The organism is Rhodococcus spongiicola (genome assembly GCF_004011835.1).
GTDB lineage: Bacteria > Actinomycetota > Actinomycetes > Mycobacteriales > Mycobacteriaceae > Prescottella > Prescottella spongiicola.
Map to the genome: position 1 here is coordinate 416,496 of NZ_RKLN01000001.1, position 25,742 is coordinate 442,237.

Annotated in this window: 42 protein-coding genes and 1 tRNA gene; 6 read left to right on the forward strand and 37 right to left on the reverse strand. The window is 65.7% G+C overall.

Annotation, left to right across the window (positions count from 1 at the left end; translation table 11 throughout):
• Positions 1-23: 23 nt before the first annotated feature.
• The 12 genes from EF834_RS01855 to EF834_RS01905 all read right to left on the reverse strand — a co-directional run bounded on the left by EF834_RS01855 (position 24) and on the right by EF834_RS01905 (position 7,351).
• Complete coding sequence (locus EF834_RS01855; RefSeq protein ID WP_127945159.1) at positions 24-422, reverse strand: hypothetical protein; 399 nt, start codon at positions 420-422, stop codon at positions 24-26.
• Entirely contained in the window at positions 419-697 is a 279-nt protein-coding gene (locus EF834_RS01860) for a hypothetical protein (RefSeq protein ID WP_127945162.1), read from the reverse strand. Before EF834_RS01860 ends, EF834_RS01855 begins: the two co-directional genes overlap by 4 nt.
• Positions 698-699: 2 nt before the next feature.
• Positions 700-1,020, reverse strand: coding sequence for a hypothetical protein (locus EF834_RS01865; RefSeq protein ID WP_127945165.1), 321 nt, complete (start codon positions 1,018-1,020; stop codon positions 700-702).
• Positions 1,017-1,520: a hypothetical protein gene (locus tag EF834_RS01870; RefSeq protein ID WP_127945168.1), complete on the reverse strand. Its 504-nt coding sequence runs from the start codon at positions 1,518-1,520 to the stop codon at positions 1,017-1,019. The genes EF834_RS01865 and EF834_RS01870 overlap by 4 nt, the downstream gene beginning before the upstream one ends.
• A gap of 3 nt (positions 1,521-1,523) precedes the next feature.
• Entirely contained in the window at positions 1,524-1,658 is a 135-nt protein-coding gene (locus EF834_RS18585) for a hypothetical protein (RefSeq protein WP_268960882.1), read from the reverse strand.
• Between the two features lie 10 nt (positions 1,659-1,668).
• Positions 1,669-2,931 (reverse strand): phage major capsid protein, encoded by a 1,263-nt coding sequence (locus tag EF834_RS01875; protein ID WP_127945171.1) that lies wholly within the window; start codon positions 2,929-2,931, stop codon positions 1,669-1,671.
• Entirely contained in the window at positions 2,928-3,710 is a 783-nt protein-coding gene (locus EF834_RS01880) for an HK97 family phage prohead protease (protein WP_127945174.1), read from the reverse strand. Before EF834_RS01880 ends, EF834_RS01875 begins: the two co-directional genes overlap by 4 nt.
• A 3-nt stretch (positions 3,711-3,713) precedes the next feature.
• Positions 3,714-4,961 (reverse strand): phage portal protein, encoded by a 1,248-nt coding sequence (locus tag EF834_RS01885; RefSeq protein ID WP_127945178.1) that lies wholly within the window; start codon positions 4,959-4,961, stop codon positions 3,714-3,716.
• A gap of 11 nt (positions 4,962-4,972) precedes the next feature.
• Positions 4,973-6,463 carry a terminase large subunit domain-containing protein gene (locus EF834_RS01890; protein WP_164874043.1) on the reverse strand — a complete coding sequence of 497 codons (1,491 nt, stop codon included), beginning with the start codon at positions 6,461-6,463 and terminating at the stop codon, positions 4,973-4,975.
• Positions 6,435-6,746: a terminase small subunit gene (locus EF834_RS01895; RefSeq protein WP_127945185.1), complete on the reverse strand. Its 312-nt coding sequence runs from the start codon at positions 6,744-6,746 to the stop codon at positions 6,435-6,437. The genes EF834_RS01890 and EF834_RS01895 overlap by 29 nt, the downstream gene beginning before the upstream one ends.
• A gap of 127 nt (positions 6,747-6,873) precedes the next feature.
• Positions 6,874-7,161, reverse strand: a complete 288-nt coding sequence (locus tag EF834_RS01900) for an HNH endonuclease (protein WP_127945188.1) — start codon at positions 7,159-7,161, stop codon at positions 6,874-6,876.
• Between the two features lies 1 nt (position 7,162).
• Entirely contained in the window at positions 7,163-7,351 is a 189-nt protein-coding gene (locus EF834_RS01905) for a hypothetical protein (RefSeq protein ID WP_127945191.1), read from the reverse strand.
• Between the two features lie 196 nt (positions 7,352-7,547).
• On the opposite strand from EF834_RS01905, the gene EF834_RS01910 reads away from it, so the two are divergent.
• The 3 genes from EF834_RS01910 (at position 7,548) to EF834_RS01920 (ending at position 9,243) form a co-directional block, all read left to right on the forward strand.
• Complete coding sequence (locus EF834_RS01910) at positions 7,548-8,042, forward strand: hypothetical protein (protein ID WP_127945194.1); 495 nt, start codon at positions 7,548-7,550, stop codon at positions 8,040-8,042.
• Between the two features lie 92 nt (positions 8,043-8,134).
• Positions 8,135-8,659: a hypothetical protein gene (locus EF834_RS01915; protein ID WP_127945200.1), complete on the forward strand. Its 525-nt coding sequence runs from the start codon at positions 8,135-8,137 to the stop codon at positions 8,657-8,659.
• Between the two features lie 92 nt (positions 8,660-8,751).
• Entirely contained in the window at positions 8,752-9,243 is a 492-nt protein-coding gene (locus tag EF834_RS01920) for a hypothetical protein (protein WP_127945203.1), read from the forward strand.
• 292 nt (positions 9,244-9,535) lie between these two features.
• Here the strand turns inward: EF834_RS01920 and EF834_RS01925 are convergent, their stop codons facing one another.
• The 19 genes from EF834_RS01925 to EF834_RS02005 all read right to left on the reverse strand — a co-directional run bounded on the left by EF834_RS01925 (position 9,536) and on the right by EF834_RS02005 (position 18,292).
• Positions 9,536-9,820, reverse strand: coding sequence for a DUF4258 domain-containing protein (locus tag EF834_RS01925; protein WP_127945205.1), 285 nt, complete (start codon positions 9,818-9,820; stop codon positions 9,536-9,538).
• Positions 9,817-10,035, reverse strand: coding sequence for a hypothetical protein (locus EF834_RS01930; RefSeq protein ID WP_127945209.1), 219 nt, complete (start codon positions 10,033-10,035; stop codon positions 9,817-9,819). The genes EF834_RS01925 and EF834_RS01930 overlap by 4 nt, the downstream gene beginning before the upstream one ends.
• A 97-nt stretch (positions 10,036-10,132) precedes the next feature.
• Positions 10,133-10,717: a hypothetical protein gene (locus EF834_RS01935; protein WP_127945211.1), complete on the reverse strand. Its 585-nt coding sequence runs from the start codon at positions 10,715-10,717 to the stop codon at positions 10,133-10,135.
• Entirely contained in the window at positions 10,714-11,034 is a 321-nt protein-coding gene (locus tag EF834_RS01940; protein WP_127945216.1) for a hypothetical protein, read from the reverse strand. The genes EF834_RS01935 and EF834_RS01940 overlap by 4 nt, the downstream gene beginning before the upstream one ends.
• The gene (locus EF834_RS01945; RefSeq protein WP_127945218.1) at positions 11,031-11,405 is read right to left on the reverse strand and encodes a hypothetical protein; all 375 of its coding nucleotides are present in this window, start codon (positions 11,403-11,405) and stop codon (positions 11,031-11,033) included. The genes EF834_RS01940 and EF834_RS01945 overlap by 4 nt, the downstream gene beginning before the upstream one ends.
• Positions 11,405-12,409 carry a hypothetical protein gene (locus tag EF834_RS01950; RefSeq protein ID WP_164874044.1) on the reverse strand — a complete coding sequence of 335 codons (1,005 nt, stop codon included), beginning with the start codon at positions 12,407-12,409 and terminating at the stop codon, positions 11,405-11,407. Before EF834_RS01950 ends, EF834_RS01945 begins: the two co-directional genes overlap by 1 nt.
• Before the next feature lie 136 nt (positions 12,410-12,545).
• Entirely contained in the window at positions 12,546-12,746 is a 201-nt protein-coding gene (locus EF834_RS01955; protein WP_127945224.1) for a hypothetical protein, read from the reverse strand.
• On the reverse strand, positions 12,743-12,940 hold the full coding sequence (locus EF834_RS01960; RefSeq protein ID WP_127945227.1) for a hypothetical protein: 198 nt from the start codon (positions 12,938-12,940) through the stop codon (positions 12,743-12,745). The genes EF834_RS01955 and EF834_RS01960 overlap by 4 nt, the downstream gene beginning before the upstream one ends.
• Positions 12,937-13,143 (reverse strand): hypothetical protein, encoded by a 207-nt coding sequence (locus EF834_RS01965; protein ID WP_127945230.1) that lies wholly within the window; start codon positions 13,141-13,143, stop codon positions 12,937-12,939. Before EF834_RS01965 ends, EF834_RS01960 begins: the two co-directional genes overlap by 4 nt.
• Positions 13,144-13,145: 2 nt before the next feature.
• On the reverse strand, positions 13,146-13,919 hold the full coding sequence (locus tag EF834_RS01970; RefSeq protein WP_127945233.1) for an alpha/beta hydrolase family protein: 774 nt from the start codon (positions 13,917-13,919) through the stop codon (positions 13,146-13,148).
• Positions 13,920-14,013: 94 nt separating this feature from the next.
• Complete coding sequence (locus EF834_RS18285) at positions 14,014-14,508, reverse strand: WhiB family transcriptional regulator (protein WP_206615155.1); 495 nt, start codon at positions 14,506-14,508, stop codon at positions 14,014-14,016.
• A 121-nt stretch (positions 14,509-14,629) separates the two neighbouring features.
• The gene (locus EF834_RS18590) at positions 14,630-14,755 is read right to left on the reverse strand and encodes a hypothetical protein (protein ID WP_268960883.1); all 126 of its coding nucleotides are present in this window, start codon (positions 14,753-14,755) and stop codon (positions 14,630-14,632) included.
• Complete coding sequence (gene recT, locus EF834_RS01980; protein ID WP_127945237.1) at positions 14,752-15,588, reverse strand: recombination protein RecT; 837 nt, start codon at positions 15,586-15,588, stop codon at positions 14,752-14,754. The genes EF834_RS18590 and recT overlap by 4 nt, the downstream gene beginning before the upstream one ends.
• Positions 15,589-15,596: 8 nt before the next feature.
• Positions 15,597-16,412, reverse strand: a complete 816-nt coding sequence (locus tag EF834_RS01985; protein ID WP_127945240.1) for a PD-(D/E)XK nuclease-like domain-containing protein — start codon at positions 16,410-16,412, stop codon at positions 15,597-15,599.
• Positions 16,413-16,491: 79 nt separating this feature from the next.
• On the reverse strand, positions 16,492-16,737 hold the full coding sequence (locus EF834_RS01990; protein WP_127945243.1) for a hypothetical protein: 246 nt from the start codon (positions 16,735-16,737) through the stop codon (positions 16,492-16,494).
• Entirely contained in the window at positions 16,734-16,868 is a 135-nt protein-coding gene (locus tag EF834_RS18595) for a hypothetical protein (protein ID WP_268960884.1), read from the reverse strand. The genes EF834_RS01990 and EF834_RS18595 overlap by 4 nt, the downstream gene beginning before the upstream one ends.
• A gap of 98 nt (positions 16,869-16,966) precedes the next feature.
• Entirely contained in the window at positions 16,967-17,785 is an 819-nt protein-coding gene (locus tag EF834_RS01995; protein ID WP_127945246.1) for a phage antirepressor KilAC domain-containing protein, read from the reverse strand.
• A 64-nt stretch (positions 17,786-17,849) separates the two neighbouring features.
• Positions 17,850-18,044, reverse strand: coding sequence for a helix-turn-helix domain-containing protein (locus tag EF834_RS02000; RefSeq protein WP_127945248.1), 195 nt, complete (start codon positions 18,042-18,044; stop codon positions 17,850-17,852).
• Entirely contained in the window at positions 18,041-18,292 is a 252-nt protein-coding gene (locus EF834_RS02005) for a helix-turn-helix domain-containing protein (RefSeq protein ID WP_164874045.1), read from the reverse strand. Before EF834_RS02005 ends, EF834_RS02000 begins: the two co-directional genes overlap by 4 nt.
• 119 nt (positions 18,293-18,411) lie before the next feature.
• Here EF834_RS02005 and EF834_RS02010 point away from each other — a divergent pair, with 119 nt between their 5' ends.
• Positions 18,412-18,678, forward strand: coding sequence for a helix-turn-helix domain-containing protein (locus EF834_RS02010; protein ID WP_268960885.1), 267 nt, complete (start codon positions 18,412-18,414; stop codon positions 18,676-18,678).
• A gap of 467 nt (positions 18,679-19,145) precedes the next feature.
• The gene (locus EF834_RS02015) at positions 19,146-19,853 is read left to right on the forward strand and encodes a helix-turn-helix domain-containing protein (protein WP_127945257.1); all 708 of its coding nucleotides are present in this window, start codon (positions 19,146-19,148) and stop codon (positions 19,851-19,853) included.
• On the opposite strand, the gene EF834_RS02020 is transcribed toward EF834_RS02015, so the two are convergent.
• A complete protein-coding gene (locus tag EF834_RS02020) occupies positions 19,834-20,631 on the reverse strand; it encodes an alpha/beta fold hydrolase (RefSeq protein WP_127945260.1) in 798 nt (265 codons plus the stop codon). The two genes, EF834_RS02015 and EF834_RS02020, sit on opposite strands and share 20 nt — an antisense overlap.
• Before the next feature lie 101 nt (positions 20,632-20,732).
• Between EF834_RS02020 and EF834_RS02025 the strand changes: the two genes are divergently transcribed.
• Positions 20,733-21,935 (forward strand): tyrosine-type recombinase/integrase, encoded by a 1,203-nt coding sequence (locus EF834_RS02025; protein WP_127945263.1) that lies wholly within the window; start codon positions 20,733-20,735, stop codon positions 21,933-21,935.
• A gap of 36 nt (positions 21,936-21,971) precedes the next feature.
• On the opposite strand, the gene EF834_RS02030 is transcribed toward EF834_RS02025, so the two are convergent.
• The 5 genes from EF834_RS02030 to eno all read right to left on the reverse strand — a co-directional run bounded on the left by EF834_RS02030 (position 21,972) and on the right by eno (position 25,615).
• Positions 21,972-22,045 (reverse strand) — tRNA-Leu (locus EF834_RS02030).
• A gap of 72 nt (positions 22,046-22,117) precedes the next feature.
• On the reverse strand, positions 22,118-23,074 hold the full coding sequence (locus tag EF834_RS02035) for a Ppx/GppA phosphatase family protein (protein WP_127945266.1): 957 nt from the start codon (positions 23,072-23,074) through the stop codon (positions 22,118-22,120).
• Positions 23,071-23,607, reverse strand: a complete 537-nt coding sequence (locus EF834_RS02040) for a DUF501 domain-containing protein (RefSeq protein WP_127945269.1) — start codon at positions 23,605-23,607, stop codon at positions 23,071-23,073. The genes EF834_RS02035 and EF834_RS02040 overlap by 4 nt, the downstream gene beginning before the upstream one ends.
• Positions 23,604-24,239 (reverse strand): FtsB family cell division protein, encoded by a 636-nt coding sequence (locus EF834_RS02045; RefSeq protein WP_235870956.1) that lies wholly within the window; start codon positions 24,237-24,239, stop codon positions 23,604-23,606. Before EF834_RS02045 ends, EF834_RS02040 begins: the two co-directional genes overlap by 4 nt.
• Before the next feature lie 80 nt (positions 24,240-24,319).
• Positions 24,320-25,615, reverse strand: a complete 1,296-nt coding sequence (gene eno / locus EF834_RS02050; RefSeq protein WP_127945272.1) for a phosphopyruvate hydratase — start codon at positions 25,613-25,615, stop codon at positions 24,320-24,322.
• Positions 25,616-25,742 lie beyond the last annotated feature (127 nt).

The following is a 25,742-nucleotide window of genomic DNA, read 5'->3' on the forward strand; positions in this document are numbered from 1 at the left end:
GTTGAGCCACACGGTGTGGCGGATCAGAAAGAAACGGTGCGGACGCGGGTGGTCACGGTGAACGACGCCGTGAACCCGTGATTGGAGTTGTCGCGTCCGTCGAGGAGACCCGCGCCGGGTCCGATGTGCGCGATGCCGGGGACCTTCGAGCACAGCAGCCAGCCCAGGCACTTCCCGGCGATCTCACGAGCGAGCGTGCGACCCTCCGCCCACACGGTGACCCGGATCTGCGGGCTCGTCGACACCGGCCACTGCACCGGGCCGGAATCGTCGAACACCACCACCGCCGGCGGATCCGACGGCGTCCAGTCCTTCGGCAGGCTCAACCCTGTGGTGATTGCCGGATCGAGCGCCTGGACCTGAGTCGCGAGGAAGTCCTTGACCGGCACGGTCGCATCCCGTGGCCGCACACGCGCCTTCACTTCGACCTCACCTCCAGGCCGACCATGCCCGCAGCGCGGGTCAGGGCGCCGCGCTGCAACTGGAATCCCCTGCCACCGGGGTGCTTGATCGCTACCGACGCCACCTGCCGATCGGAGGTGTAGGTGTCGACCTCCACCGGCACGTCGTCGTCGAGCTGGCCGCGCACGTTCGCGGCGACCTGCTCGGCGAGCGCGTTGACCATCTGCATTACCGCGGGCGACTGCAGAATCTTCTCCACGCCGGCGTGGTCGAGTTGGAACCCTGGCCGGGTCATGATCACCCCCTGCTGATGCTGGCGAGCACTTCGAGTGCTCGGCGCCCGGTCCCGAACGCGGACTGCCAGTCGAGGATCCGGATGTCGCAGACACGGCCGCGGATCTCGAGCTGGTCGTCATCGGTCAGATCGGGTGCCGGCGAGAAGTACACGGTGTGCTCGATGGTTTCGCCGTTGCGAGCAAGAGCGGTGTTCCGGCGGGACGCACCCGGGGTGACCCCCTTCGTTTGGAGCGGGGTCCGCTCGACGGTCGACGGGATCGGGTCGTTGTTCGTATCGAGCCCGCCTGGTGTTCGGCGGATGCGTATGACGGTTTCGCTCATGGCATCCTCGGCAGCGTGTAGCGGTTGAGGACCGCGATCTCGTGCGCGTACAGCACCGTCGATCCCTCGGACGCGGAGAAGCTGAACGGGCCGATCTGCTCGGCCTGACCGCCCAGCTCCGATTTCACCGCGCGTGCGGCAGCGTCGAGCACCACACCGAGAAGATCGGCGGGGGTGTCGAATCCGTGCCGCATGGTGACCTCGATCGAGCGCCACCGATCCGGCCACTCGCCACGCAGGGTGCCGTCTGCGGACCATTCGACATCCTCGACGACCTCCCCCTGCACCCGGACCTCGTCGAGGGAGACCAGGCGCAGGGTGGGCAGGCTGAGGATGGTGCCCCCGTCGCCGTCGAGGATCACTGTCTCATCGACGACGGGGGCCACATGCCAGCCGCAGAAGGAGCGGACCGCGCCGTTCGCGACATCGAGTTGCCACTGCTCGAGACCGTCACCGGCCATGAGGTTCTGGAACTGTTCGAGTCCGATCAGCGCGTCCATCGGCTACTGCTCCTTGTTCCGGGGTGCCTTGGCCCGCGTCTGCACCTTCTTCTCGCGGGCCCCGGACCGCTTCGCGTCCTCGTCGGTCATCTGCACGGTGTGCTCGATACCTCCGATATCGAGAACAAACTCACGCATCGCGGCCCCCTTACGCGGCGCTCAGGGTGAGCTTGACGAAGCCGAGCGGGCGACGGACCGCCAACGCGACACGCTCCTCGGCGCGGATCGTCACCAGGTTGTTCGTGAAGTCGTCGTCGTGGCTGTTGGTCGCCTCGACCCGCACCCCGCCCTTGCGGTACAGGGTGGCCGACTGCGAGAACGCGCCGACGAGGACGGTTCCCGCGGTGATCGCCGGGGTGACAACGGTCCGCAGACCCCACAGCGGCGGATTCATCGGAACCCCGCCGTTGCCGTACTGGCCGGCGAAGAAGCCGCCACCGAAGTACTGGCCGTTGGCGTCCTTCGACAGCCGGAACGCCTGGTAATCGACCGGGTTGATCACGATGCCGTCCGCGTTCAGACCGGAGGCGGTGGAGATCTTCGTCATCGACCGGAACACCGCGTCAGCGTTGTCCGCGGCAGCCGCGGCCGTCTCGGTCTGGATGCCCGAACGGGTCAGCAGACCGGTGAGGTTCTGGCCGAGACCGTCGCCGTTGAGCAGCTGCGCCTCCTCGAAGGTGGCGAGGTCATGCAGCAGGCGGCCGTCGATCTCACTCTTGAGGAACGGGGCGTCCTCGATGAACTCGTCGGAGATCTTGATGAACCCGGCGATCTTCTTCAGCGCGTCGACCACCGAGGTGGGGTTCGCGTAGTGGAACTGCGGCTTCGCGCCGCCCTCGGCGACGGTATCGAAGCCGCCCTCACGCGCACCCTCGACGAGGTAGCTGATCGCGTTCCCGGAGATCTGCCCCCTGCCGAGCAAGTCGGCGATGGTGAGCATCGGCCGGTACGCCTGCACCACGGTCCGGTCATAGTCGGTGAGCAGCGGCACACCGTCGGACCAGCCGCCGACCGTGTGGGTGTCGCCTGCGGCCTTGAACTCGGCCGTCGACAGCGAGAATCGCCGCCCCTTGACGCCGGAGATGGAGTCGCCGGCCTCCTTGAGGAAGTGTTCACCGAGGGAACGCGACTTGCGGCCGGCCGTGCTGAAGCCCTTCGGTGCGCCCTCGTCGCCGCCCATCTCGTCGCCACCGGCCTTGGCCGAGGCGTCTCCGAGCGCATCGAGGGCCGAGAGGAGCTGGTCACCCTTCTTCGCTGCGGCGATCTTCCCGCCGAGGCTCTTGGCCTCCTCGATCAGCGACTCCACCTCCGCGACCTGTTCGGGTGTCGGCTCGACGCCGGCAGCCTTCGCGTCGTCGAGGATCTTGTGCGCCTTCGCTTTCGCCTCGGCGCGCTTCTCTACGAGGTTCACAGTGAACCCCCTTCTGCCTCATCGAGGCCGAGTAGTTGCAGATGCAGCGCCAGGGAGACGGACGGGCTCGGCGTGGTCTGATCCGACGCCGCCTTGCTAGGCAACTCGGCAGACGGTTCCTTACCGCTGGTCTGGTCCTGGTCTTCTTCTGAATCCCTGGATTCAGGGAGGACCGCTTCGAGGTCGTCGGCCGCGGTGCGCAGCTGCCCGATCACGTCGCGCATAGTCGTTTCGTTCTTGGCCGAGATGACGCGGCCGGCCTTCGCGCACAGCGCGTCCGTCGCGGATTTCACCGCCAGAATCTCGGTCTCCTGATTCGCGCCGATCGGCACGATGCTCACCTCGTACAGCTTCAGGCGGTCGAGGGAGACGTGTTCGAGCTTGCCGTCATCGCCCTTGACGTCATGCGACTCGAGCACGTCGAAAGCAAAGCTCATCTGCCCGACCCGGCCGCCCTTGAGGAGGCGATACACCTGCGCGCCCTTCGGCGAATCCATGTCGAGTCGGGCGTGGACCTTCAGGCCGCGCTCGTCCTCCTCGGCCGAGAGAACCCCGCCGATGTTGTAGTCCGGGTCGGACATGTTGTGCCCCCACAACACCGGCAGCACACCACCGGAATCCGACCACTCCTTCAGCGACTCGGCGAATGCGCCCTTCGCGACGACCTCGCCGTAGGAGTCGACGTTGCCGAACACACTGGCGTAGCCGACGAACTCGCCCTCGGCGAGCCCATCACGCTCGTCCGCCTTGACGCGGACACGAAAGTCCTTGATGTTCACTGGTCATTCCTCCCCGGCCGGATCCTCTGTGGTCGGCGCGTTCGGGTTGTCCGCCGTCTGATTCAGATTCGACGTGAGCAGCGCGGCATCACCGCCGAGGGCGGGCATGTTCTGCTTGGCGCGGGCCTCGTCCGCGGTCATCCAGGGCCGCCCGACAGCGGTCTGGAACGCCGAGGCTTCTTCCTCGAACGAACCCCGCATCTTCGCCTTGACGTTGAACTCGACGAAGACGCCGCCTTGTACGCGCGGGGCGAGGAAGGTGTTGATGCGGTCCTCGATCATTCGCAGTGTCGGGCCGAGGGTGTCGGAGTAGAGCATCCGGGAGAACTCTTTGACGTTGCTGTAGTTGGCGTTGTCGAGGAGGCCGACCATGACGGGGTTGACGTGGTACACACTGGCCACCGTGGTCAGGGCGAGCTTCGCGGCATCGACGTACTCGTCCTCTTTCGATGAGAAGCCGAGCCGCTTCAACTCCATGCCGTCCTCGAGGAGCGGGGTGGAACCGGCCTGGTTGCCGCTACCCGAGTACGCGTCGCGGTACTGCTTCATCCATTTCGACTTCGCCTCACTCGACCATTCCGGGGCATCCTTTGGTCGGTGCACGTAGGCGTCGACCCGGCCTCCGCGCTCCCACTTCTGACGCCGGTACTCGGTGGCCGCGATCTGCTCACGCAGCGTTGCCTTCAACGCCGAGATCGGTGACGACCCGATCCGGGTGTCCTCCGGGTTCCAGCCGTGGAAGACGAGCATGTCCGATGCGGGCACGATCACCGTGTCGGTGACGTCCGGTAGTGACACCTCGTACGCGGAGATGCCGAACGCGCCGTCGGATTTCGAGCCGGTGATCCATGTCGGCCGGATCGGCCGGATCGTCCAGCCCGCGTCGGACTTCGTGTCCTGTGTGACCACCCAATAGGCGGTGTCGTACAGGGCTAGGGTCGCGACCAGGTCGTGTACCAGCTCGTAGGTTGTCTGCTGCGGATTCGGGGTGCTCACCAGCGACGTGAGCCCACCGGCGCGCACCCGCGTGTGATTGCCGTCGTCCGACTTCTCGAACACGTGCAGCCCCAGCTGGGCGACGTTGCGGGCGAGGAAGTTCACCACTGTCCGTAGATTCGGCTGGTCTCGCCACAGCTTCTCCGCCGTCTGTCCAGTGAGCCCGTCGAGGTTCACCTCGACCACGGGGGCGGATCCGGCGGTCTGGCCTGCCGGCGCTTTGGCACCGAACCCGAAGAAGGACGCAAGGCCCATCGCATTGCCTCCTAGAGCATGACGAAGTCGGTGTTTTCGTAGGCCGAGATCCGGGGTGTCTCGACGGGTTGTGCGAGCAGCCACGCAGCCTCGGACACCGCGATCAGTGGCGCGATGTCCGACGGGGATCCCTTGCGGTCGAAGAACCAGGCATCTCCCGCGCTGCGGGCCCGTGCCGCGCGCACCGCCTCATCAAGGAGGGGTTGGCCGCGGTGCCGGATCGTCTGTTGCCGTATGCGGTCGAAGAACGCTCCCGCGGACTTCGCGAGATCCGCGCCGCCGCACGGCACGACCGTCAACCCGGCCTCGGTCATGTCCGCGCTCAGGCTCGACACCGGAGCGCCGCGTTCCTGCACGGTGACCCGGCCGTCGAACCAGCTGTCCTCGTTGTCGAGGCGTTCGACCAGCCACGGGATCACCCACGCCGTTCCTGCACGTGACGCGACGACCTCGACGTGCAGTAGCCCGTCCGGGCGTTCGGCGACGATCCCGATGTGCGTTCGGGAGCGATCCCACGACACATCGACCGCGACAGCGACCCGCGTGTCGGGCCCGCGCTCCGATTCCATGTCTTGTAGCGGTGCCCAGTCCTCGAAGTCGATGATCCCGGTCTGGATCTGCTCGACCTCCTGGCACAGATTCTCGGTACGGAACCCGTTCTCCGTTTTGGTCTCACGGTCCGCCTGCAGCGCAGCCGCGGTGAGGGTATGGCCGAGGGACGGGTTCGCCTGCGCCCGCACACCCCAGTCGTCGATATCGCAGCCGTCCGGCGCCGACCACTCGAACAACCCGAGGGTCACCTCGTCGGTGCGGGCGGTCTCGATCGCGGTCTTCGCCCTCCCCCGCAGATCACGCAGCACCACCGAATGCACATCACCCGCGTTCGACGCGCACACCGTCTGCGCGCGCGCCGGCACCAGGGTCGTCGAGGACAGCGCGTTCCACGCATCCCACGACTTGTGCTCACGCAACTCGTCCAAGAACAGCAGATCCGCGGTCTTGCCGCGGCCGGCGTCTCGTTCGAGGGTTTCGACGATGTACCGGCCACCCGACCGCAGCCGCATCGCCTTCGCGCCGTTGACGCGCTTGGGCTTGTGCATCCGCTTCTTCAGCGCGGGCACTCGCTCAGCCTGGGTGACAACCTCTTCCCACACGTCCTCGGCGTCACCGAGGGACTGGGCCGCACCGATCACCGTCTGCGCTGCGTCAACGAACAGCCGCCACAAGATCAGCGCCTTGATGATCGTCGTCTTGCCGTTCTGCCGGCTCACCAGCAGCAGCACCCGCTTGAACCGGAACGTGCCGTCCTCGTTCAACTCGAGCGCATGGAGCAGGAACCACTTCTGCCACGGCAGCAGCGTCATCCGCAGCACCGTCTCGGCGAACCGGATGCACTCGAAACCCGCGCTCGTCCGCGTCGTCAGCTCCCGCAGCGGCGGAGTGAACAGGCGAGGCTCGGTGCAGCCCTTGACATCAGACAGACCGGAGCGTGCGGCGGTCATCGAGGATCGCATCCAACTCGTCACCCTCAGCCTCGGCCTGCAGGTTCAGCTTCGCCGCACCCTCCGGCGTCAACCCCAGCCCGGTCAGCACCTTGTGCAGCGTCGGCACCGGCCCGAACGACGCCTTCGTCGCAGCCTCCGTCCCGGTATCCACCGCCTCGTCGATCACCCGGGCCAGCATCCGCGCCTGCTCGATCGCGGCCCGATACTGCGGGGCGTCCTGGAGGTGTTCAGCGGCCCGCACCGAGGCGTTGACCTCCGAAAGGAGCGTCTTTTTCGCCATGATCAGACCTCCGATACTGGGTTACCGCGCGCGCGACCCCCCTTCACCTGCAGGAGGGAGAGAACCAGCGCCGCCAAGGAGTGGTCCGTGATGTGGGGGTCCTGGTGATTGTCAGGCCCCCTGGGGGTCACCAGGTTTCGCTGGGTGTGCCGAGGGTGGCAGTGGGTTCGCCAGCACCTCTGGAGGCATTACATCCGCCGTGGCTTGCCCGGAAGTTGTTGGTGTCGTCGACCAGCTCGGGGTGTGTCTTGACCGGGTGGTAGTGGTCGAGCTGGAAGGCGTCAGGGTGTTCGCGGGGCAGGGTGTAGTCGATGGGTTGCCCGCACAGGTGGCAGGGCGCGGCCCGTTGGTGGCAGCGGCTTCGGAAGTCTGCGCGGAGTGTCTTGTGGCGGCGGGTGGATCGTTCGTTCGCCACGTCAGCGCCGTCGCCAGGTGCGCGTCTTGCGGCCTGGGCTGTCCGCGTCTGCCGGCTGGGCGCAGTGGATGTGGACCTCGCCGATGCGGATCGGCTGCGACTCGCTGGCTGCCTGGTTGCCAAGGATGGCGTTGCCGATGCGGATGAGGACGTGTCCGGTGATGGATGTGATTGCGTCGATCGGGTTCACTGCGCCTCCTTCGTGGTAAGGCGTTCCGGGTTCGCCTTCGACCCTGAATCCGCTGAAATCCTCGAGGTGAGCGGCCTCCGGTGTTAACTTCCCTCACGTCAGGGCGGAGACACACTCGCGCCCTTTCGAGTTGACACCCCGGGTGCACCACCATCCGCACACGGGTCCGTACACGGAGAACAGAAAAGAGGACTCCTTGATCAAGTCACTACGTGCCGCCGCTACCACGGTCCTGGCCGCCCCGCTCCTGGCCACTGTGTTTGCCGCACCGGCTAGCGCCGCACCCGAAGACGTCACCCTCACCGCCGAATTCCACGGCAACGACGTCGAAGTCACCTTCACGAACGACAGCTCGGAAGTGGTTCGATGCCAGTGGGACGTTCGGAACGACGGGGAGGGCTGGGGGCGCGGCTATTCGCTGGTCAACGTCGATCCCGGCGGCGAGCATCGCCCGATGGACACGTTCGACGATGGCAGCTACCAGCTCGATTGGTTGTGCTATAACCCGGACTCTGGGGAGCAGTGGGGAACCGAGGGTCGCATACAGACAGCCGAGTCGATCCTGTTCACCCTCCCCTTTGTCCCTGACGACGACGCCGACGACGGCAGCCTCGGGGACCTCAACCCCGGCATCCTCGTAGGTATCCTCGGAGCCCTCGGAGCCGGCAGCCTCGCCCTCGGCAGTTCCTAACCGCCCCTTGCTGGCCCGGCACCATCACGGTGTCGGGCCAGGAAGGCGTTCGCAGTCAATCACTCCACACGGAGAACAGAAAAGAGGACTCCTTGATCAAGTCAGTACGAGCCGCAGCCGCAGCTGCGTTGGCCGCTCCGCTCCTCGCCACGGTGTTCGCCGCGCCGGCTAGCGCCGCACCCGAAGACGTCACACTCACCGCCGAGGTCCAGGGCAACGACGTCGCATTCACCCTCACCAACAACAGCGACAGCCCGCACGTTGTGCTCTGTTCCGTGTATATCGCGCCCGCCGCCACCCCCTCGAACGCTGTATTCGGCGAGATCCGCTCGCCCTCGGCCGGTAGCGAGGAGCGCTTTACCGCGACCGTCGACGATGGCAGCTACCAAATCGAGTGGTACTGTCGGGAACTTACAGGTGATCCCAACGATCCCGAAGAAAGCTGGGGGACAGGGAATGAGGGAAAGTACACAAAAACGGCCGACCTGATCTTCTTCACCGCCCCGGTTATCCCTGACGACGACAGCGCCGGCAGCCTCGGGGACCTCGACCCCGGAGTCCTCGTAGGTGTCCTCGGAGCCCTCGCCGCGGGCAGCCTCGCCCTCGGCAGTTCCTAACCGCCCCTTGCTGGCCCGGCACCATCACGGTGTCGGGCCAGGAAGGCGTTCGCAGTCAATCACTCCACACGGAGAACAGAAAAGAGGACTCCTTGATCAAGTCAGTACGTTCCGCCGTTACCGCAGCGTTGGCCGCTCCGCTTCTGGCCGTCGCGTTCGCCGCGCCAGCTAGCGCCGCACCCGAAGACGTCACCGTCTCCGCTGAGGTTCAGGGCAACGACGTCCAAGTCACCTTCACCAACAACACCGAGCAACCGGTCTTCTGTAACTTGGGGATCGCGGACGCCGCCGACCGCTGGGACCGTGTATACGACGAGTATTTCGTCTTCTTTCCCGACGATGATCCCTTTACCGTGACCGTCGACGACGGCAGCTACCAGATCGACTGGTTCTGTGATGAAATTCAGGGGTCCGAGAGCTGGGGGACAAGCCGCGGAACCGCCGAGCCGATCTTCTTCACCCTCCCCTTTGTCCCTGACGACGGCGACACCGACGACGGCAGCCTCGGGAACCTCGACCCCGGCGCGCTCGTAGGTGTCCTCGGAGCCCTCGCCGCCGGCAGCCTCGTCCTCGGCAGTTCCTAAGCGCCCCTTCCTGGCCCGGCACCATCACGGTGTCGGGCCAGAAGCGTGTTCGGGCCGGTGTTGGTTTGGGTCCGCCCCGCACGAGCACGCTCGCTAGGCCAATAGGTTGCTACCGGTGTGGGGCGGAAGAGTGTGCGCCCGCCGTCCCCCTCTCAAGGCCGGCGGGCGCTTTCCCCTGGGCGCTGGCAAGCTGCTCGCAGGGGAGGCCGGGACGTACCGCTATGGCGGCGTGCCGCGCGCACGGGGGGTGGGCTGCAGCGGCTGGGTGTCCCGGAAGACTTCGGGCCGGAGTCTATGCGGCGATGACGGGTGCGTTCAGCACGCCGTGGCTGACGGTGAGTATGTGTGCGTCAGCAGTGATTACGGTGGCGTATTCGCCGGTGTAGATGGTGCGCCATTCACGTCCGTCCCGGGTGACCCGGGTGACCAGGGGCGCGGCGAGTGCGGCCTCGATATGCGCGGCGTGGATGTTCCGTTCGAGCATCCGGAACAGGGCGTGCGCAGACAGTTCGCGGCCGGCGACCTCGAGTGTTTGCGGGTTGCGGCGCAGGTAGTCCTTGATGCGCTGTTCTCTCATCGGCGTGCCTTCTCTCTGGTTGCGCGTTCGGCCTTCGCTACGTCGAGGAGGCGGTAGAGCTTGCGGCCACGTTCGTCGAGTCCCGCGGGTGAGAGCTTTTGTTCGCGGACCCATTTGGTGATGGTGCATAGCGCGACACCGCAGAGGGTGGAGGCTTCGGTGGCGGTGATGAGAGAGTTGATGCCTTCGGGGGTCAGGATCGCGGTGCCGGCCATTTTCGCCTCCTGCGCGCATAGCAAAGGACCCCGTGCCGGTGGTGTCTGGCGCGGGGTCCTTTGAATCGTGTTGTGGATACACGTATGTCAGTGCTCTCTACTGTACCAGTACAGCCGACGTGGTGGTATCGCCGTCGGTGAGTGTGTCGAGCGTGGCGGTGATGAGCTGCGGATATTCGGCTGCGGAGATGGTGTATCCGCAGGCTTCGCAGAGGATGAAGTCTTGGCCGAGGCCAGCGGTTCGGGTGAGTGTTCGGAGCCCGCAGTCCGCGCGTGGGCAGGGTGTGCGGATGGTGTGCCGGGGCCGGTTGTGGCCGAGGATCGTTCGGATCTTGGTATGGAGTTCGCGGATCTCCGTTTCGGCGTCCTGGGTGTAGTCGAGGAGCTGCTGGGTTCTGGGGTTGAGGTAGTGCCAGGCGGCGCGTATGCGGACGGATTCGGCGGTGGTGGGTGCGGGTGGGGGTGTTTCGTTCCGGTGTTCGGCGAGGGCTTCGTGCCAGCCGTGGAGTGTGGTGGCGATGAGGGCGGCTGTGTCGGAGGCCCATTCGGCGGGGTGCCCGTATTCGCGGGTGGGTGCGGTTCGGGTGGTGGGTTGGCGTGGTGGTGTGGGGAGGGTGGTGGTGAGGTTGAGCCAGTCGAGGATGAGCCAGTAGATGTGCAGGCGGAATCGGTGGTCGTTCACTTGACCCTCCTGGTTGGCGGGTAGGTGGTGCGTCGGGTGTGGCCGGGGTTGTTCGCCCACATGGGCGGGGTGCGGCTAGGGCGCGGGATTACCGGACGGAGTGGGTGTGGGCGCTGATCGTCCGGTGGCAGAACCCCGATGGCCTGCTTGAGGTTGATGAGCGCGATCTTGGTGACCTCGGTGATCTGATCCAGGAGCGGCCGACTACCTGGGATCGTCAGGGCTAGGTGCTCGGATGCCGCGACGATCGCGCGTAGTTCGTCTTCGGTGACTGGTCGGTCGAGCTTCCCGGCGTGGCTGCGATCTCCGTCGTTCATCGATCCCCCTCGGTGCGCTGTCCGGTGATGAGTGCGACGAGATCAGCGACTGTGCATGTGACCCACTGCTGCATCGGATCTGTGGTCCCCCGACGTTTGTGGACGACCACACCCGTCAGGGCATCGTCATTCCCAGCCTCTAGACGCGCCTCTCGCGTCCATTCCGGCAACCTGAGGGTGGAAGTGTCCTTGCACTCGATGACGAGCCTCTGGCCGTGAATGCGGACCCCTCCGATGTCGCCGCGATCCTTGGCGCCGTTCTTGACGCGGCGGTCGATCCGGTCGTCGTCGAGGGCTGCTGCGAGACCGTCCGCGATCAGTCGTTCGAAGCGGGCGCCGGCGGCCTTGGCGCTGGCACGGTTTCGGGTCATCAGCTGCCTCCCATCATCGACCGCATCAGCTTCGAGCCGCGGGCGTTGATCTCGTCCTGCTCCGGGTTGTGGCCACACGGGCTGCCGCCGCGATAGCCGTCGCTGTCACACAGCTCGCAGGCGGCGATCTGCTGGCGGGCGAGTTCGGCGGCGTGCTCCCGTTCAGCGCGAGCCGCTTCGGCTTCGGCTCGGGCCTGCTCGGTGTCCCACCGCTTGCGGGCGATCCTGGCGTCGCCGCAGGCGCGGCAGTTCGGCGGGTTCGGGTTATCGATGTGCTGAGGGCATTTGGGGGCGGGGGGTTCGGCCGCGTCGCGCTGGTGACCTTCCGTACTTACGTAACCACTCTTAGGTTGCAGGCTTAGAGGTGCAGGTGCAGGTGCAGGGAATCCGTACCGAATTCGATTGGTTATCTGGTCCCCCTGCGTTTCGGTTATCCGCACCGAATCGGATTGGTTATCCGATTGGTTATCTGCACCGGATCCGATTGGTGATCCACACCCGATCTGATTGGTGTAGTGCACCGCTTCGAGGTCGGGTCGCGACACCAATCTCGCCAAGCCCTCGCGGGTGTCCTTGTGCGTCCACGACGTGAAGTCGGGGTGCTCCTTCTGCTCCCGCTTGATCTCCGAGATAACTGCCGCCCGCAGCGTCTTCGACGCGACCGACTGATACGCCTTCACCACCGCGGCGGCCATCTTCGGGTTCCTCAGCAACTCGTCGCTACGGACATAGGAGCGGACAAGCACCTCCTCAGTCTCCAGATCGAACAGTGCGTACCGGTGGCGCTCGAGCACGGCAGCGGCAGTGAGGAGACGAGCCAACGTCATGTCGCCGGCCTTTCCGGTCAGCCGGTTCGGCCTCCAGTCCGCGACGCCGCACTGATTCAGTGTCGGATCCGGAACCAGGACACGGAAGTACAGCCACTGCGCATCGGCACTCAGTTCTTCGAAGTCCTCGTCGTCGGCGACACTGATCCTGATTCGCGCATACTCGCGAGCCATCACGCCACCTCCTCTTCATCCATCGGGAGCGGTTTCCCGCTCATCGGGCACTGATGGCCAACTTGGTCTTTGTGCCGCCACACGCGGCCGGTTGTCTCGGTGGCCTGGGCGGGGCGCCAGCAGACCGGGCAGCGAATCGTCATGCCGCCCCCTGGGTGGTGTTGCAGTGGTGGCAGATCGAGCCCCAGCCGTGGCCGAAGAGTGGGTCATGCACTTGGACAGGGCTCGGTGCCGGCTCGGCGTGTACGAACGCTGCGTGCCAGCCGAGGCTGCACCGTTCAGGCCCGCGACGGCCGTCGGGCCCGAACATGTCCACGAGTCCTTCGAGTTGGGCGGTCATGGCAGCACCTCCTCGTAGGAGAGGGTGACGTCGGCGCCGTTGCTGTCCTTGAACCGCAACGTCATCCCGTCACGTTCGAATGGGGTGCCGGACTCGCGGAGACGGGCTGCACGCTTGCGGATCGCGTCGGCGGCTGTCCCGGAGCCGCCGATGCTGCTGTGCCCGACGCGGGTCAGATGGACGATGTGACTCACGGCTGCTCACCGCCCTTCGCGCCCAGGGCTTCGATCAAGTCCTTCCGTGCTGCTTCGACCAGCTCGCGCCCCGATGACGACAGCATGTACTTCGCCACCTTGTCCCACTGGTCGGCGAGGGCCTGCACCCTTTCGGCGATGGCTCGCAGTTCGTCGATCTCCTGGAGGGCGCCGGCAATGGTCCGGCCGCAGTCGTTGGTCATCCTCACTCCTTGATTCCGTTGATGCGGTCGGCCATCCACTCGCAGTAGGTGCGATCGGTGCCCGGATAGCGGCGCAGGTGGTAGGACGTGTGGTCGTCGGTGAGGTACCCCCTCGCGTCCGAAATGGCCTGCCGGTACGCCCGGAGGACTGCGGGGATGTTGCGCCAGTCCCGGATGGTTGATTGCCAGCGCCGTGTCCGGAGCCGGTCGAGCAGGTCCGTAGCCCACGCCCCTGGATCGGCCAGCGAGAACGCGGCCGACTGATCCGCGAACGTGCGCAGCGGGGAGTCAAGTGGGCAGCAGGTGATCACGTCGGCCGGATCGGCGCAGTGCCACACCAGGAAGTTGCCGGGGATCGGACGTGACCCGGCGATGCCACAGCCTGTCGCGCCCGGGTTGACGTCGTTGACCGATGACCGCAGCGGGTCCGAAATCAAGCCGACGCCCCGCAGGTCGAGGCCGGGATGATCACCCAGGGCGATCTCGTCGGCGACGTTGCCGGCCAACGCCGCGCCGCCGCTGTAGCCGAGCAGCACGACCGGATTCGGATCACGCCGGATGTAGTCGATCAGCATCTCTCGGCCGGTGCGCAGCGCCTTGTCGAACGAGATGCCGCGGACGCTGGGCACGGGGCCGTAGGTGGCCGACCACGGCAAGGCCACGATACGGAACCGCTCCGGATCCAGGAGCCGAGTGACGTTGGCCAGCATCGGGGACGGGTACGGTTCCCCTATGCCGCGGCAGGTGATGACGGTCATCGTTGGCTTCACACCCATTGCGACACCATCCACTCCATCAGGGCGGCGATCCGGGTGCGCTCGGTCTCGGGGTCCTTGAGCACCAGAATCGGCGTGATGTAGATCAGTTCGGTCATGCTGCTTCCCCCTTCAGCGTTGATGCGTCCCTCTGCACCTGGCGTGGGTGCATTCCGAGCCGTTCGGCGATCTCGAGCTTCGGAACTCCTTGCGCGAGGAGCGCGGCGACCTTCTCGAGCCGGTCCGCCCGCCGGTCCGCCTGCGCGGTCTTCCTGTAGCTGGCGTTGCGGTCGGACACGCAGATTCGGCAGCGCCGAGTCGTCCCGCCCCGCACCCACTGCGTGTTGTCGGGCGTGTACTCGTGGCCCCGACGGCAGTGTGTAGCGCCGTGACTGGCGACGGTGGGTGCACCGCGGACTTGACCCGCCCAGATCCCGTATTCCTGTCCGGAGCTGCGTGCGAACGCGCGGCACTCGGCGAGAACCGGGCAGGTGTGGCAGATGCTCACTGCACGGTTGATCGTGGCCTGATCGTCCCGGTTCGGGAACCACCAGTCGGGGTCATGGCCGAGGTCTTCGCGGCACGCGGCCTGCTCTCTCCAATCGCTCACTGTCGCTCCTCCCTCGGGCCGACCGGCTTCCCGCCGCACATCCCGCTCCGCTCAGACACTGCGTGTATCCAGCCGCCGAATGGCGTCTGTCGGATCGGCTTCCCGCATTGCTGGCACTCGCTCACGGCCACCTCCTCGGATCGGCGACGGCCACGATCTCGCCGGCAGCGAGGACGATGGCCACGGCCACCCCCGCCGCCGTCACTCCGACGGCGAGGGCGAAGGCCGACAGCTGGGCCCGGGTCACTTGGCACCGCCCTCGGTGGCCGGCTGCGCAGGCTCGGTGGCTTCGGCGATCTCCTCGACAGTCACGCCCGTCGTGTCGTCGACCGTCTCCCCATCGATCCACTCCGGCTCGACCTGATCGAGCTGCGATCCGACATCAGTGCGCGCAGAACCGTCGAGCTGGATCGCCGAGGCGAACTCGGGTGAAAGGGGTAGCCACTTCGATAGCCGCTTGAGGACGGTCTTGCGGGCCATCTGCTCCCAATCCGACTTCCACGGGCCTGAGTTCGCGGACTTCGATCGCTTCCGGATCGCTTCGATGTCGTCGACCGACATGATCTCGAAGGCGTTCCCACCGTGCTTGAACGTCGCGACCGCGTACGCTGCGACGACCCGGCCACGATCGGCGAGTGCCGGCTTGTGCGTCAGCGACGGAGCGAGCCCGTACGCGAAGTCGAACTCGTCGTTCTCGTAGACGACATGCGCGGCAATCGAATCGAGCTGCCCCGACTGCCACGCCAGCTTCACCAGACCCCGATAACCGGGGACGAACGTGACCGTGTTCCCGAACGGAACGAGGTACGCCTCGCCGAGCGGGCCCGGCTCGAGACCGACCTGCGCGGCGGTCATGAGCGCACCGAGGAACGACTGCGGGTCGCAGTTCTTCAGCCCCGGGGTCTGGCGCAGCACGGTCAGCGCGATACGCGCCATCCGGTCGGGATCCATGTGCTTCGGCAACGCCCGCTGCAGCTCCGGCTTCATCGCGTTGATCAGCTGCGCGAGGGTCTGCTGCCCGCCCTCCTGCTTGGCCGGGGTGCGGCGGGTGGCAACGGGTCGATACTGCTTGTCAGTCATGGTGTTCCTCACTTGAAGGCGTAGGCGGGTAGGGAGACGCGGTGGACGTCTTGCCCGTAGTCGGGCCACGTGTCGGTGGCCTGGCAGTGGGCGTAGAGGTCGATCGCTTCGCGGTTGCGTTGGCGGCCCAGTGCGACGGCGTCGTCGTCGAGTTCGATCACCGACACGAGGTAGGGGGCTGTCTTCTCTTGGGCGACGAACACGAACGCCGGGTCGTCGCCCAGGCCGAGGGCGGTGAGCCCGTCGATGTACCAGGGGGCCTGCTGGTGGTAGCCGTAGTCGTAGGCAGCCTTCGCGAAGTGCTTCGGGTCCGCGGATGTGGTGGTCTTGTAGTCGACGATGATCTGTCGGCCACTGCCCTGCGTCGGGAGCCAGTCGGGGCGCACGCGCAGCCACATGCCGGTGTGGTCGTCGCGCCAGAATCCCGAGAGTTCGGCCTGGCCGTCGCGGAACAGCATCGCCGCGATCGGGTGGGTGCAGAGCTGGTCGGCCATCGCGTGGACGGTGTCGTAGTCCGCCGGCTTCAGTGGAACCTTGCCCTCCGCACGGACCGCGGCGACCACATCCTTGATCGCTTTCGTTCGCCACTCGTCGGCGTCGATCCGCACGAGTTCTGCGCCGACGCCGAGGATGAGGGAGTGTGCGGCATGCCCGAAGTCGAAGTGGTCCTTCGGCTCCGGCGGGTGGTCGAGCCGGTACCGGTACCGGGCCGGGGACGCGAGCAGCGCACGCGCCCCCGACGAGGACAGCGAGTTCTTGTCGGAGTGGTAGACGTGGTCCGGGATGTCGGCGTACAGGCCTTCGGCGTCGACGATGTCGCTCACGCGACCACCTCCCCCGCCTCCTGGGCGCGGCGGTGCTCGATTGCATCGCAGTGGGTGCAGTCCCACTTCATCGGATCGGTCACGTGAGCCTCCACCAGCAGAGCAGCCCCAGAGCGAAGGCCGCAATGAAAGTGATCACCGAAACCCACGCCAGGACACGCCATGTCACCTCGTCGCGGTCGGAGCCGTCCCACGGGCCGTGGTCGTCGAGGACCTGATGGCAGTCGTGGCACAACTCGAACGGGCCGTTGCAGTCGGAGCGCATGAGGGTGTCGGGGTGCAGGCAGACGTGCATCAGCTCGCCCTGATCGACAATGCTGGTCATGCCGGCACCGCCTCGGTGTCGTCCCACGTCGGCAGCGGCAGCTCGACCGCGAGCGCCGCGAAGATCGGGGTCCGGGACCGTGGGGTGATCGAGGGTGCGGCGTCCTGCTGATTGCGTTTGAAGAGCTTCACGTCAGGCTCCAAAAGGGTGTAGTCGGGTGCGCGATGGCCCGAACTGGGCCTCGCGTGGAATGTCGGTAGTTGGAGTTAGCGGGCTGTGCTGTGTGGCTTCATGCCTTGACCGCCTGCGCGTCTGCCAGCAGCTCCCTCAGCTTCGCGATCCCTTTCACGGTCACGCGGATCGTCGGCGCCGGCAGTTCGTAATCGCCAGTCTTCGAGTTCAGGAACGGCCTTCCGGGCCGCTCGTACAATCGGCCGGTATCGACCTGTTCCTGGCGGGCTTCCCAGCCGCCCCGCGGGTTACGGGAACGGAAGATCCACTTCCGGTCGTGCATGAAGAGGAACAGCCGGTCTCGGCCGATCGAGATCGCCGGGTCTTGAGCCAGGATCTTCGCGGCCTCCGCGACGCTGTAGTCGCCCTTCGCATCGGCGAGATGGTTCCACGACTTCGCTGCAGGCTCGAGCTCCGCCACCTTCGCTTGGGCAAGCGCCTTCTCGTCCTCGAGTTCGATCACCATCTGCGCGAGAGCGCGACGGTCAGGGAGTGCAGCCACGGCCGGGCGAGTCTCCGCCTCACGAGTACGGACCGCGAAATATGCCTGGGCTGCGGCAACCTCGGCTTTGCGGGGGTCGCCGTTCATCGCCACGAGGTAGCAGGCAAAGCGGGAGAGATGAAAGTCGGTGCGTGTCGTCTTGGCGATCGCTTCCCGGATCCGGGAAGCGTTGGCGTCGACGTTGTGCCCTTGGGCGCGCATCGAGGCGAGTGCTCGATCGACGACATCTTCGAAGCGCTCCCACTTCTCGTATCCGAGTAGTGGCATGAGTTCGCGGGCGGACCAGTACTCGGTGCCATCCGGGTGACGGCGCCGGATCTGATCAAATGGGGACTCACCCCCGCTCACTACTGCTGGTGCGTTACTATCGGTCACGTCTACCTCTCTGGGTTGAGTAGGGCTAGGGGCCGCCAGTTGTTGGCGCAACTGGCGGCCGTTTTCATGCGTCCGATTCCTCGTGTGCGGCAATGAACTCTGCGATCTGAGCGTCGGAGACCTTCCGACCCCTGCCTATGCCCGCGATGTATGCGAGGCGGCCCTCGTTCCACCACTCACGGACGGTCGAGGCGTGAACGCCGAGCAACTTCCCTGCTTCGGTCGCTTTGTAGAGCCGGGTCGGGATGATCGTCGTCATGCGCGCGTCTCCTCACCAAAGAAGTCCTTGACATTGGCTCCGGTCAGCTTCGCGATGCGCACGAGATCCGATCCGGTGAGCGAGCTGACGCCACGCAATCGGCGGGCCAGCTTCTGCCGGGAGTAGCCGAGAGCCTTCGCAGCCTTCGTTTGGCTAATGTTGGCGATTCGGAGGTAGAGACTTGCGCGTTCGGAGAGCGTGCGGTCGATGTCACCGACTGGATCCAGAATTGGTGTATCGGGTTTCATGTTGATCATAATGCTCCAGTTCTGGACCCTTCGCAACTGCGACCCGCGCTCGTGTTCCCTGTATCGATTCAGTCACAAGATGTAGTGTTTGGGTTCAGATCTGAGCTAATATGCTCCGCATGGAGACAGTGGGCCCCACATTTGGAGCAGATGAAGTCCGTACAGCCATCGCCGGCGAGATACGCGCCCTCCGCGGCCGGCGAGGAATGAGTCAGACCGAGCTACGCGAACGCGCGGGATTCAGCCGGTCGACTATGAGGCGCATCGAGAGCGGCGAGCGCGACGTGGAGATCGCCGAACTAATGGCGATCTCGACCGCACTCGGCATCAATGCCGCGGAACTGCTTCAAGCAGTTCAGGACTCACTCGAGGGCAAGCAACTCTGACACTGGGCGCCCACTGCGTAGTGCGAATAGAACAAGATCGGTAGCGTTCCGAGAATCGGTCGGCGAGATCTCGTCATCGCAGAGGTCTCGCGCGGAAGCTACATGTGCGTTATGGTCTGTCACGCCTACCTTCTTCTTGGATCGGGCTGAACTAGGGCCGTCAGCTGCTGCAACAGCTGGCGGCCGTTCTGCGTTTCAGGATGACTTGCGACTACTGCTCGCGAGAATGAAATACCCCCCCTCCCTTACGGGTTCTGGCTGGCCTCCGGCCCGCACTCCCCCCTGCCATCCCCCGCACTGCGGAGTGCGACAATGGCTGCACAGTCCGTGCTGTGCATCACTACGAACATTAGCGACCGGACGGTAGGTAAAGAAAGCAAAACCGGTCCCCCAATTTTGGGGGACCGCCCTGGTTGGGTCCCCCTTAGTAAGTGTGTCCTAACCCCTAGTGCCTGCGGGAACCAAGTATGACGACTCCACCTCCCCCGCAGCCATTCACCCCGGGACGCCTGGTTCGCGAGATGCGCGAGTCCCGTGGAGTGAAGCGAAAGGAGCTAGCCCGACTGGCCCCGATGAGCGAGGGATACTTGGAAAAGCTTGAGACCGGGGCACGGCCGATGTCAGTGCGGTCCGCGGACAAGATCGGGAAAGCTCTGGGCGTGGACGATAATGAGCTCGCCTACTTGCGCGCCATCTCGCGAGATGGCCGGCTCCCGAAAGCAGCCCCCACACAGGACGACCTCGACCCCCTCGGTGATCACTTGGTCGCCGTCCTCGACAACTCCCTCACCATCACCGCGATCACACCGGGCGTCGAGCGCCTGCTGCCCGGCCTGACATACAACACATCCCTGCTCCGCTGGCTATTCACAGATCCCCAGTCGCGGATCAAGCTTCCTACTGCATGGAAGGACGTTGCGGACGTGGCCTTGCGGCTACTGAAGTGGCGGCTGGCTAGGTACGGCGCCGAACCGCCGATGTGGTCCTACCGGCTGCTCGCCGAACTCAATGAGGCGCAGAGCTTCCACGGCCGATGGGTTGGATCCGGCTTCGCGCCGGTCCCACCTCTCTTCAACATGCCGATCCGGCGACCGAGCCGGGCCGAGAGAATCATCGACAACTACATCGTGATGGTCGCCGAGGCAGGCGGTCAGGTCATCCTGATATGGCTTTGAGCCACACCCGAATCAGTGGGTTGACTATCTCGGGATGCGTCCAGCTCACGGCGTGAGAGGCGAGCGGGGCCTCGATCGTCTCGAGCTGCGTTTCGCCGCCGAGCTGGTCGCGCAACGCCCGCACGGCGGCGTCAGAGAAGGCTTGGTCGTAACTCCCGCGGATGATGAGGCTCGGACAGGTGATCGCTGTAATCGCCGTCTCGACCGAGTCGCGCCGGATCAGGCAGTCCACCGCCCCCGCCAGTCGCGTCCGGTCATCCTCGCGCCACCTGTCGATCCACACCTGCTGCTGGTCCCGGGTGCCGCCAATCATCGACGACGCGAGTGTGAGCATCAGATCATCAACCACCGGATCGGACACCCACCGGTCGAACACGAATCTGTATCCGGCCTTCTGCCTCTCGGTGTACTCCGCGCCGTCGGTGCCGATCAGGATCAGACCCGACACCATCTCGGGAGCGGTGAGTGCGATCCGGAGCGCGGTGAACCCACCTTGAGACATCCCCGCGAGAACAGCCGTCTTAACCTCGGCCGCGTCCATTACCGCGCGCACATCCTCGGCCTGGTCCCAGAATGAGAACTCGTTGCCGAAGTCCTCGGTGAGCCCGTGCCCGCGCGCGTCCAGGCAAAGCACGCGGTACTCCGACGACAACTCCGCCACCTGGTGCTCGAAGAACCGTGTGTCGAGGAGGAATCCGTGCATGAACAGGATCGTCGGCAGATCCCCGCCCGTGTCGGTGTAGTAGATGCGGGCCCCGGCAGTCTCAGCGAACGGCATGGACGCAAACTACCGGCCGTTACGCTGTTGCAACAAGAAGCCCCGCACCTAATGGATGCGGGGCATCTCGGAATCTGGCGGATTCGAGAGGAAGTCTAACCGTGGCACGCCGACAGCTCCCCCCACAGATCAAGAAGATCGAACTCTCGACGCGCGAGCGCGGAAGGCCAGTGGTCCGCTACCAGCTCACAGTCGATGTCGGCGCAGACCCCGAGACTGGGCGCCGGAAGCAGATGCGCAGGCGGTTCAAGACTGAGGACGAGGCGCGCAGCGAGCTTTCCCGGATCCAGGCCGAGGTTTCTCAAGGCACCCATGTGCACGCTCGTGACACGACAGTCGCAACCGCCATCGACAAGTGGCTGCTCTCGAAGCACTCACTTAAGCCGTCTACTGCCAACGGCTACAGGGTTGTCCTTGCGCCAGTTCGAGCCGAACTGGGAGACAAGGCGGTCCAGAAGTTGACTCGCAGTGATCTCGACAACCTCATCTCGAAGCTGCGGGCTGGGGGGCTCGCAAGCGAGAAGCACAGGACCCGGAAGCCGTGGAAAGCTCGCACGGTCAACTACATGCTGACCGTCCTCGCAGCCGCCCTCGAAGGCGAGGTTAAGCAGGGCACCCTCGTCCGCAACGTGGCGAAATTGGTTGACAAACTCCCGGAGGCCGGCGAGCGGCCCGAGATGAAGACGTGGACCCCGGAGCATGTGGAGATGTTCCTCGAAAGCGCAGACGGCGACTCATACTCGCACGCATGGTGGCTGGCCCTCTGTGGGCTTCGACGCGGAGAGATCAGCGGGCTGCGTTGGGGCGACGTCGACCTCGCGAGCAAGGCTCTGAACGTATCGACATCGCGGGTATCGTTCGCGCAGACGATCTCCGAGGGAGTTCCCAAGTCGAAACGCTCGGCGCGAACACTGCCGATCCCTGACGATCTCGTGACCGCGTTGAAGGCCGCGAAGAAGCGGCAGGCAGCGGACCGGCTGGCGGTCGGAGAAGCGTGGAAGGACACCGGATACGTCGTCGTGGACCGCACGGGAAATCCCCCAACGCCAAACACGCTCACCTACTGGTGGAAGCGATCCGTGGAGAAGGCCGGCGTGCCGGCGATCCGCCTGCACGACGCCCGGCACACATGCGCCACGCTCATGCACCTACGTGGCGTGCCGATCGCAGTCATCGCAGCGTGGATGGGTCACGCTTCGGCCGCTTTCACCCTCTCCACGTACGCGCATTCTCAGGACCCTGCGCTGCTTCAGGCCGCGAGTTCCGCACCAGTTGTGACAATCCGTGACACTTTCGGACCGTAGGAGCTGTCTGCCGGATCGCAAACAGCCCCTGACCAGTGCCCCCAGTGGGACTCGAACCCACACTTTGCGGATTTTAAGTCCGCTGCCTCTGCCAATTGGGCTATGGGGGCCCACCACCCGATTTCGGTGGCGACGGCATTGGAATCTCGGAAACAGTCTAGGCGGAATGCTGGTTGGCTAGTTCACGCCCTGCCTTTCGACACCGACATCGCAATCCCGTCGAGGATGTCGTGCTCACTCACGACGAGCTCGTCGATACCGGCGCGTCGCGAGAGTTCTTCTGCCAAAACGACCGTGATGATCGCGCCCCCACCGATCACATCGACCCGGCCAGGGTGCATCGGGCCCAAATCGGCCCGCTCGTCGTGTGTCATCGTCACCAGGCGATGCGTGACGTCGTGCAACTGCTCGAGACTGAGCCGTGACAGGTGGACGCGGTCGGCGCCGTACTCTTCGAGATCCTGGGCGACGGCGGAGAGCGTCGTCATCGTCCCGGCAACCCCAACCCATGTGTGGGCCTGCTCGACGGGAACTCGTTCGAACGCCTCGGCGAGACGCACCGAAGCGAATTCGCTTGCGGCGGAGATTTGCTCGGCGGTCGGGGGATCGTCGTGCAGGCAACGTTCGGTCACACGAACGCAGCCCACGTCGATAGAGCAGGCCGCGTGAACACCTGTGTCGTCGCCCAACACGACCTCGGTGGATCCGCCGCCGAGATCGACCACGACGAAGGGCCCACCGGCGGGGTCGAGTTCACCGACCGCGCCGGCGAACGAGAGTCGTGCCTCCTCGTCGCCGGTGATGACCTCCGCCTCGGCACCGGCAATGACCGCGCCCAGCACCTCTCGGGTCATCGCGAAGAAGTCTTCACGGTTTGTGGCGTCTCGCGCGGCCGAGGTTGCGACCATCCGCACGGCCGTCGCCCCGGTCTCGCGAATGATGTCGGCGTACTCGCTCAGAGCGACGCGGGTGCGCTCGATCGCCTCAGGAGCGAACGCACCGGTCGCATCGACACCCTGTCCGAGACGAACGATCCGCATCAGACGTTTCACGTCGGTCAGTCGCCCGTTCTCGTCGGCGTCTGCGACCAGCAGGCGGATCGAGTTGGTTCCGCAGTCTATCGCGGCGACCCTGGTCACTCGTGGTCCTCGGGTACAGGAGAGCTGGCGGCCTCGGGCCAATCTTCCGGAATCGCGGTGCCGCGCAGCCCACTTCGCGCAGCGAGCGCCACGGCTTCGTCGCCGAGCGGGTTGACTCCCGGCCCCTTCGCAAGTGAGTGCGCGATCAGTACGTGCAGGCACTTGACCCGGTCCGGCATGCCACCGCCACTGAAATCGGTTCCCAGTGAAGCGATTTCATTTCGTTCGGCCAGGTAGGATTCGTGGGCCTGTCGGTACGCGGCCGCGAGCTCGGAATCGGTACCGAGCCGCTCTGTCATCTCACGCATCACGCCTGCGGACTCGAGTCGGCTGGCTTCAGCTGTCAGCCGAGGGTCCGTCAGGTAGTAGAGCGTCGGGAACGGGGTCCCGTCGGGCAGACGGGGTGCCGTCTTGACCACGCCTGGCTGACCGTCCGGGCACCGGTAGGCGATCGCGAGGACGCCTCGCGGGACCCGCCCCAACTGGGTCGCAACTGCATCAAGATCTTCCTGGGGGACGGACGATTCGCTCACCCGGTAGGTACTCCTGGTTCTTCTGGTGCGGGAGCCGGTACCGCGGGGTTCTCCGGCAGAGTTCCTCGCTCGGGCTCGGTGGAGGGCGGCGGTCCGGCGAGCCGCTGCCACAGGTCACTGTGCCAGGCCCCGGTCGACGGCGGCGGGGGCGGCGCGTCCTCCTCCGGCGGCTTGTAGTCGCCCGGCAACTGAACCTTGTACGGGGTCTCCCCCGGCCGTACGAGGCCCAACCGCTCACGAGCTTGCGCTTCGATCCACGCTGGATCTTCGATCTGTTCCTTTTGACGCTGCAACTCGTCGAGCTCTCGCTCGAGGTCACGCTGCTCGGATGCCAGACGGTCGGCCTCGGCCCGCTGGGTGAGGTAGGTATGCATCGGCACGGCAAGCGTGAGGGCCAGCACGAAGATCACCCCTCCGAGAATGACAGCCCGCCTGGTCGAGAGCCCGAACAAGGTGTGCTGCGGCTTTGCCGGGGCCGCTGCCTGCCCCTTCCGCATCGTGCGCGCACGGGACGAGGTAGCGACCGTTTCACGCTCACCGGCCGCGTCGGAGTGCTCCGCGTCGATCGATTGGGTGCTGTCGGTAGCTGCGGCAGGAGTTCCGGAACGAATCCGCCGGCGCCTACGCGACACCCGATCCGATCCGGAACCGCGGCGAGCGGGCCGCCCACCCGGAGAGGGGCGACCCGACCGCGACCTACCGCGCTGACTCATCAGCCGGCGGCACCCTCGAACGCGAAGCGCGGGAAGGCCAGCTCACCTGCGTACCGGGCAGCGTCGCCGAGGAGTTCCTCGATGCGCAGCAGCTGGTTGTACTTCGCTACACGCTCACTACGAGCGGGCGCACCGGTCTTGATCTGGCCACTGCCGACCGCGACGGCCAGGTCGGCGATCGTCGTGTCCTCGGTCTCGCCCGAACGGTGGCTCATCATGGTCTTGTAGCCGCTGCGGTGCGCCAGGTCGACGGCGTCGAGGGTCTCGGTCAGGGTTCCGATCTGGTTGACCTTGACGAGCAGGGCGTTGGCGGTTCCCTTGGCGATGCCGTCCTCGAGGCGTTCCGGGTTGGTGACGAACAGGTCGTCCCCGACGAGCTGGATCTTGTCGCCGATCTGCTCGGTGAGCGCGACCCAGCCGGCCCAGTCGTCCTCGCTCAGCGGATCCTCGATCGAGACGAGTGGGTACTGGCCGAGCAGTTCGGCGTAGAACGCACCCATCTCCTCCGCGGTGCGGACCTTGCCCTCGAACTGGTAGCCGGTGCCCTCGGTGTAGAACTCGGTGGCCGCAACGTCGAGCGCCAGTGCGACGTCGGTACCCAGCCTCAGACCTGTCTTCGCGATGGCCTCGCTGATCAGGTCCAGAGCCTCGCGGGTACCGGCAACGTCGGGAGCGAAGCCGCCCTCGTCACCGAGGCCGGTGGACAGGCCCTTCAGCTTCAGGACGGCCTTGAGCGAGTGGTACACCTCGGCGCCCCAGCGCAGCGACTCCTTGAAGGTAGGCGCACCGATCGGCGCGACCATGAACTCCTGGACGTCGACGCCGGTATCGGCGTGAGCGCCGCCGTTGAGGATGTTCATCATCGGCACGGGCAGCACATGCGCGTTGGGGCCACCCACGTAGCGGAAAAGGTCGAGATTCGACGACTCGGCAGCGGCTCGGGCCACAGCGAGCGACGCGCCCAGGAGCGCGTTCGCGCCGAGGCGGGACTTGTCCGGCGTACCGTCGGCGTCGAGCAAGGCCTGGTCGACGGTGCGCTGCTCGGCGGCGTCGAGGCCGATGATGGCGGGCCCGATCTCGTCGAGGACGGACTCGACGGCCTTCTGGACGCCCTTGCCCAGATAGCGGTCGCCACCGTCGCGCAGTTCGACGGCCTCGTGCTCACCGGTGGACGCGCCGGACGGAACGGCGGCCCGCGCGAAGGTGCCGTCTTCGAGGAGGATCTCGACCTCCACCGTGGGGTTGCCACGGGAATCGAGGATCTCGCGAGCTCCTACCTGCTCAATGCTGGCCACGGATGGTTCTCCTTCGGCGGCTTCGATCGGCTGCTGCCGGCGGTGAACGAGTGCCGTCCGGACAGGCAGCGTCTGGTTGTCTACGGGCAAGCGGCCAGCTGGCCGCCTCTTGCTGCGACGGCATAGG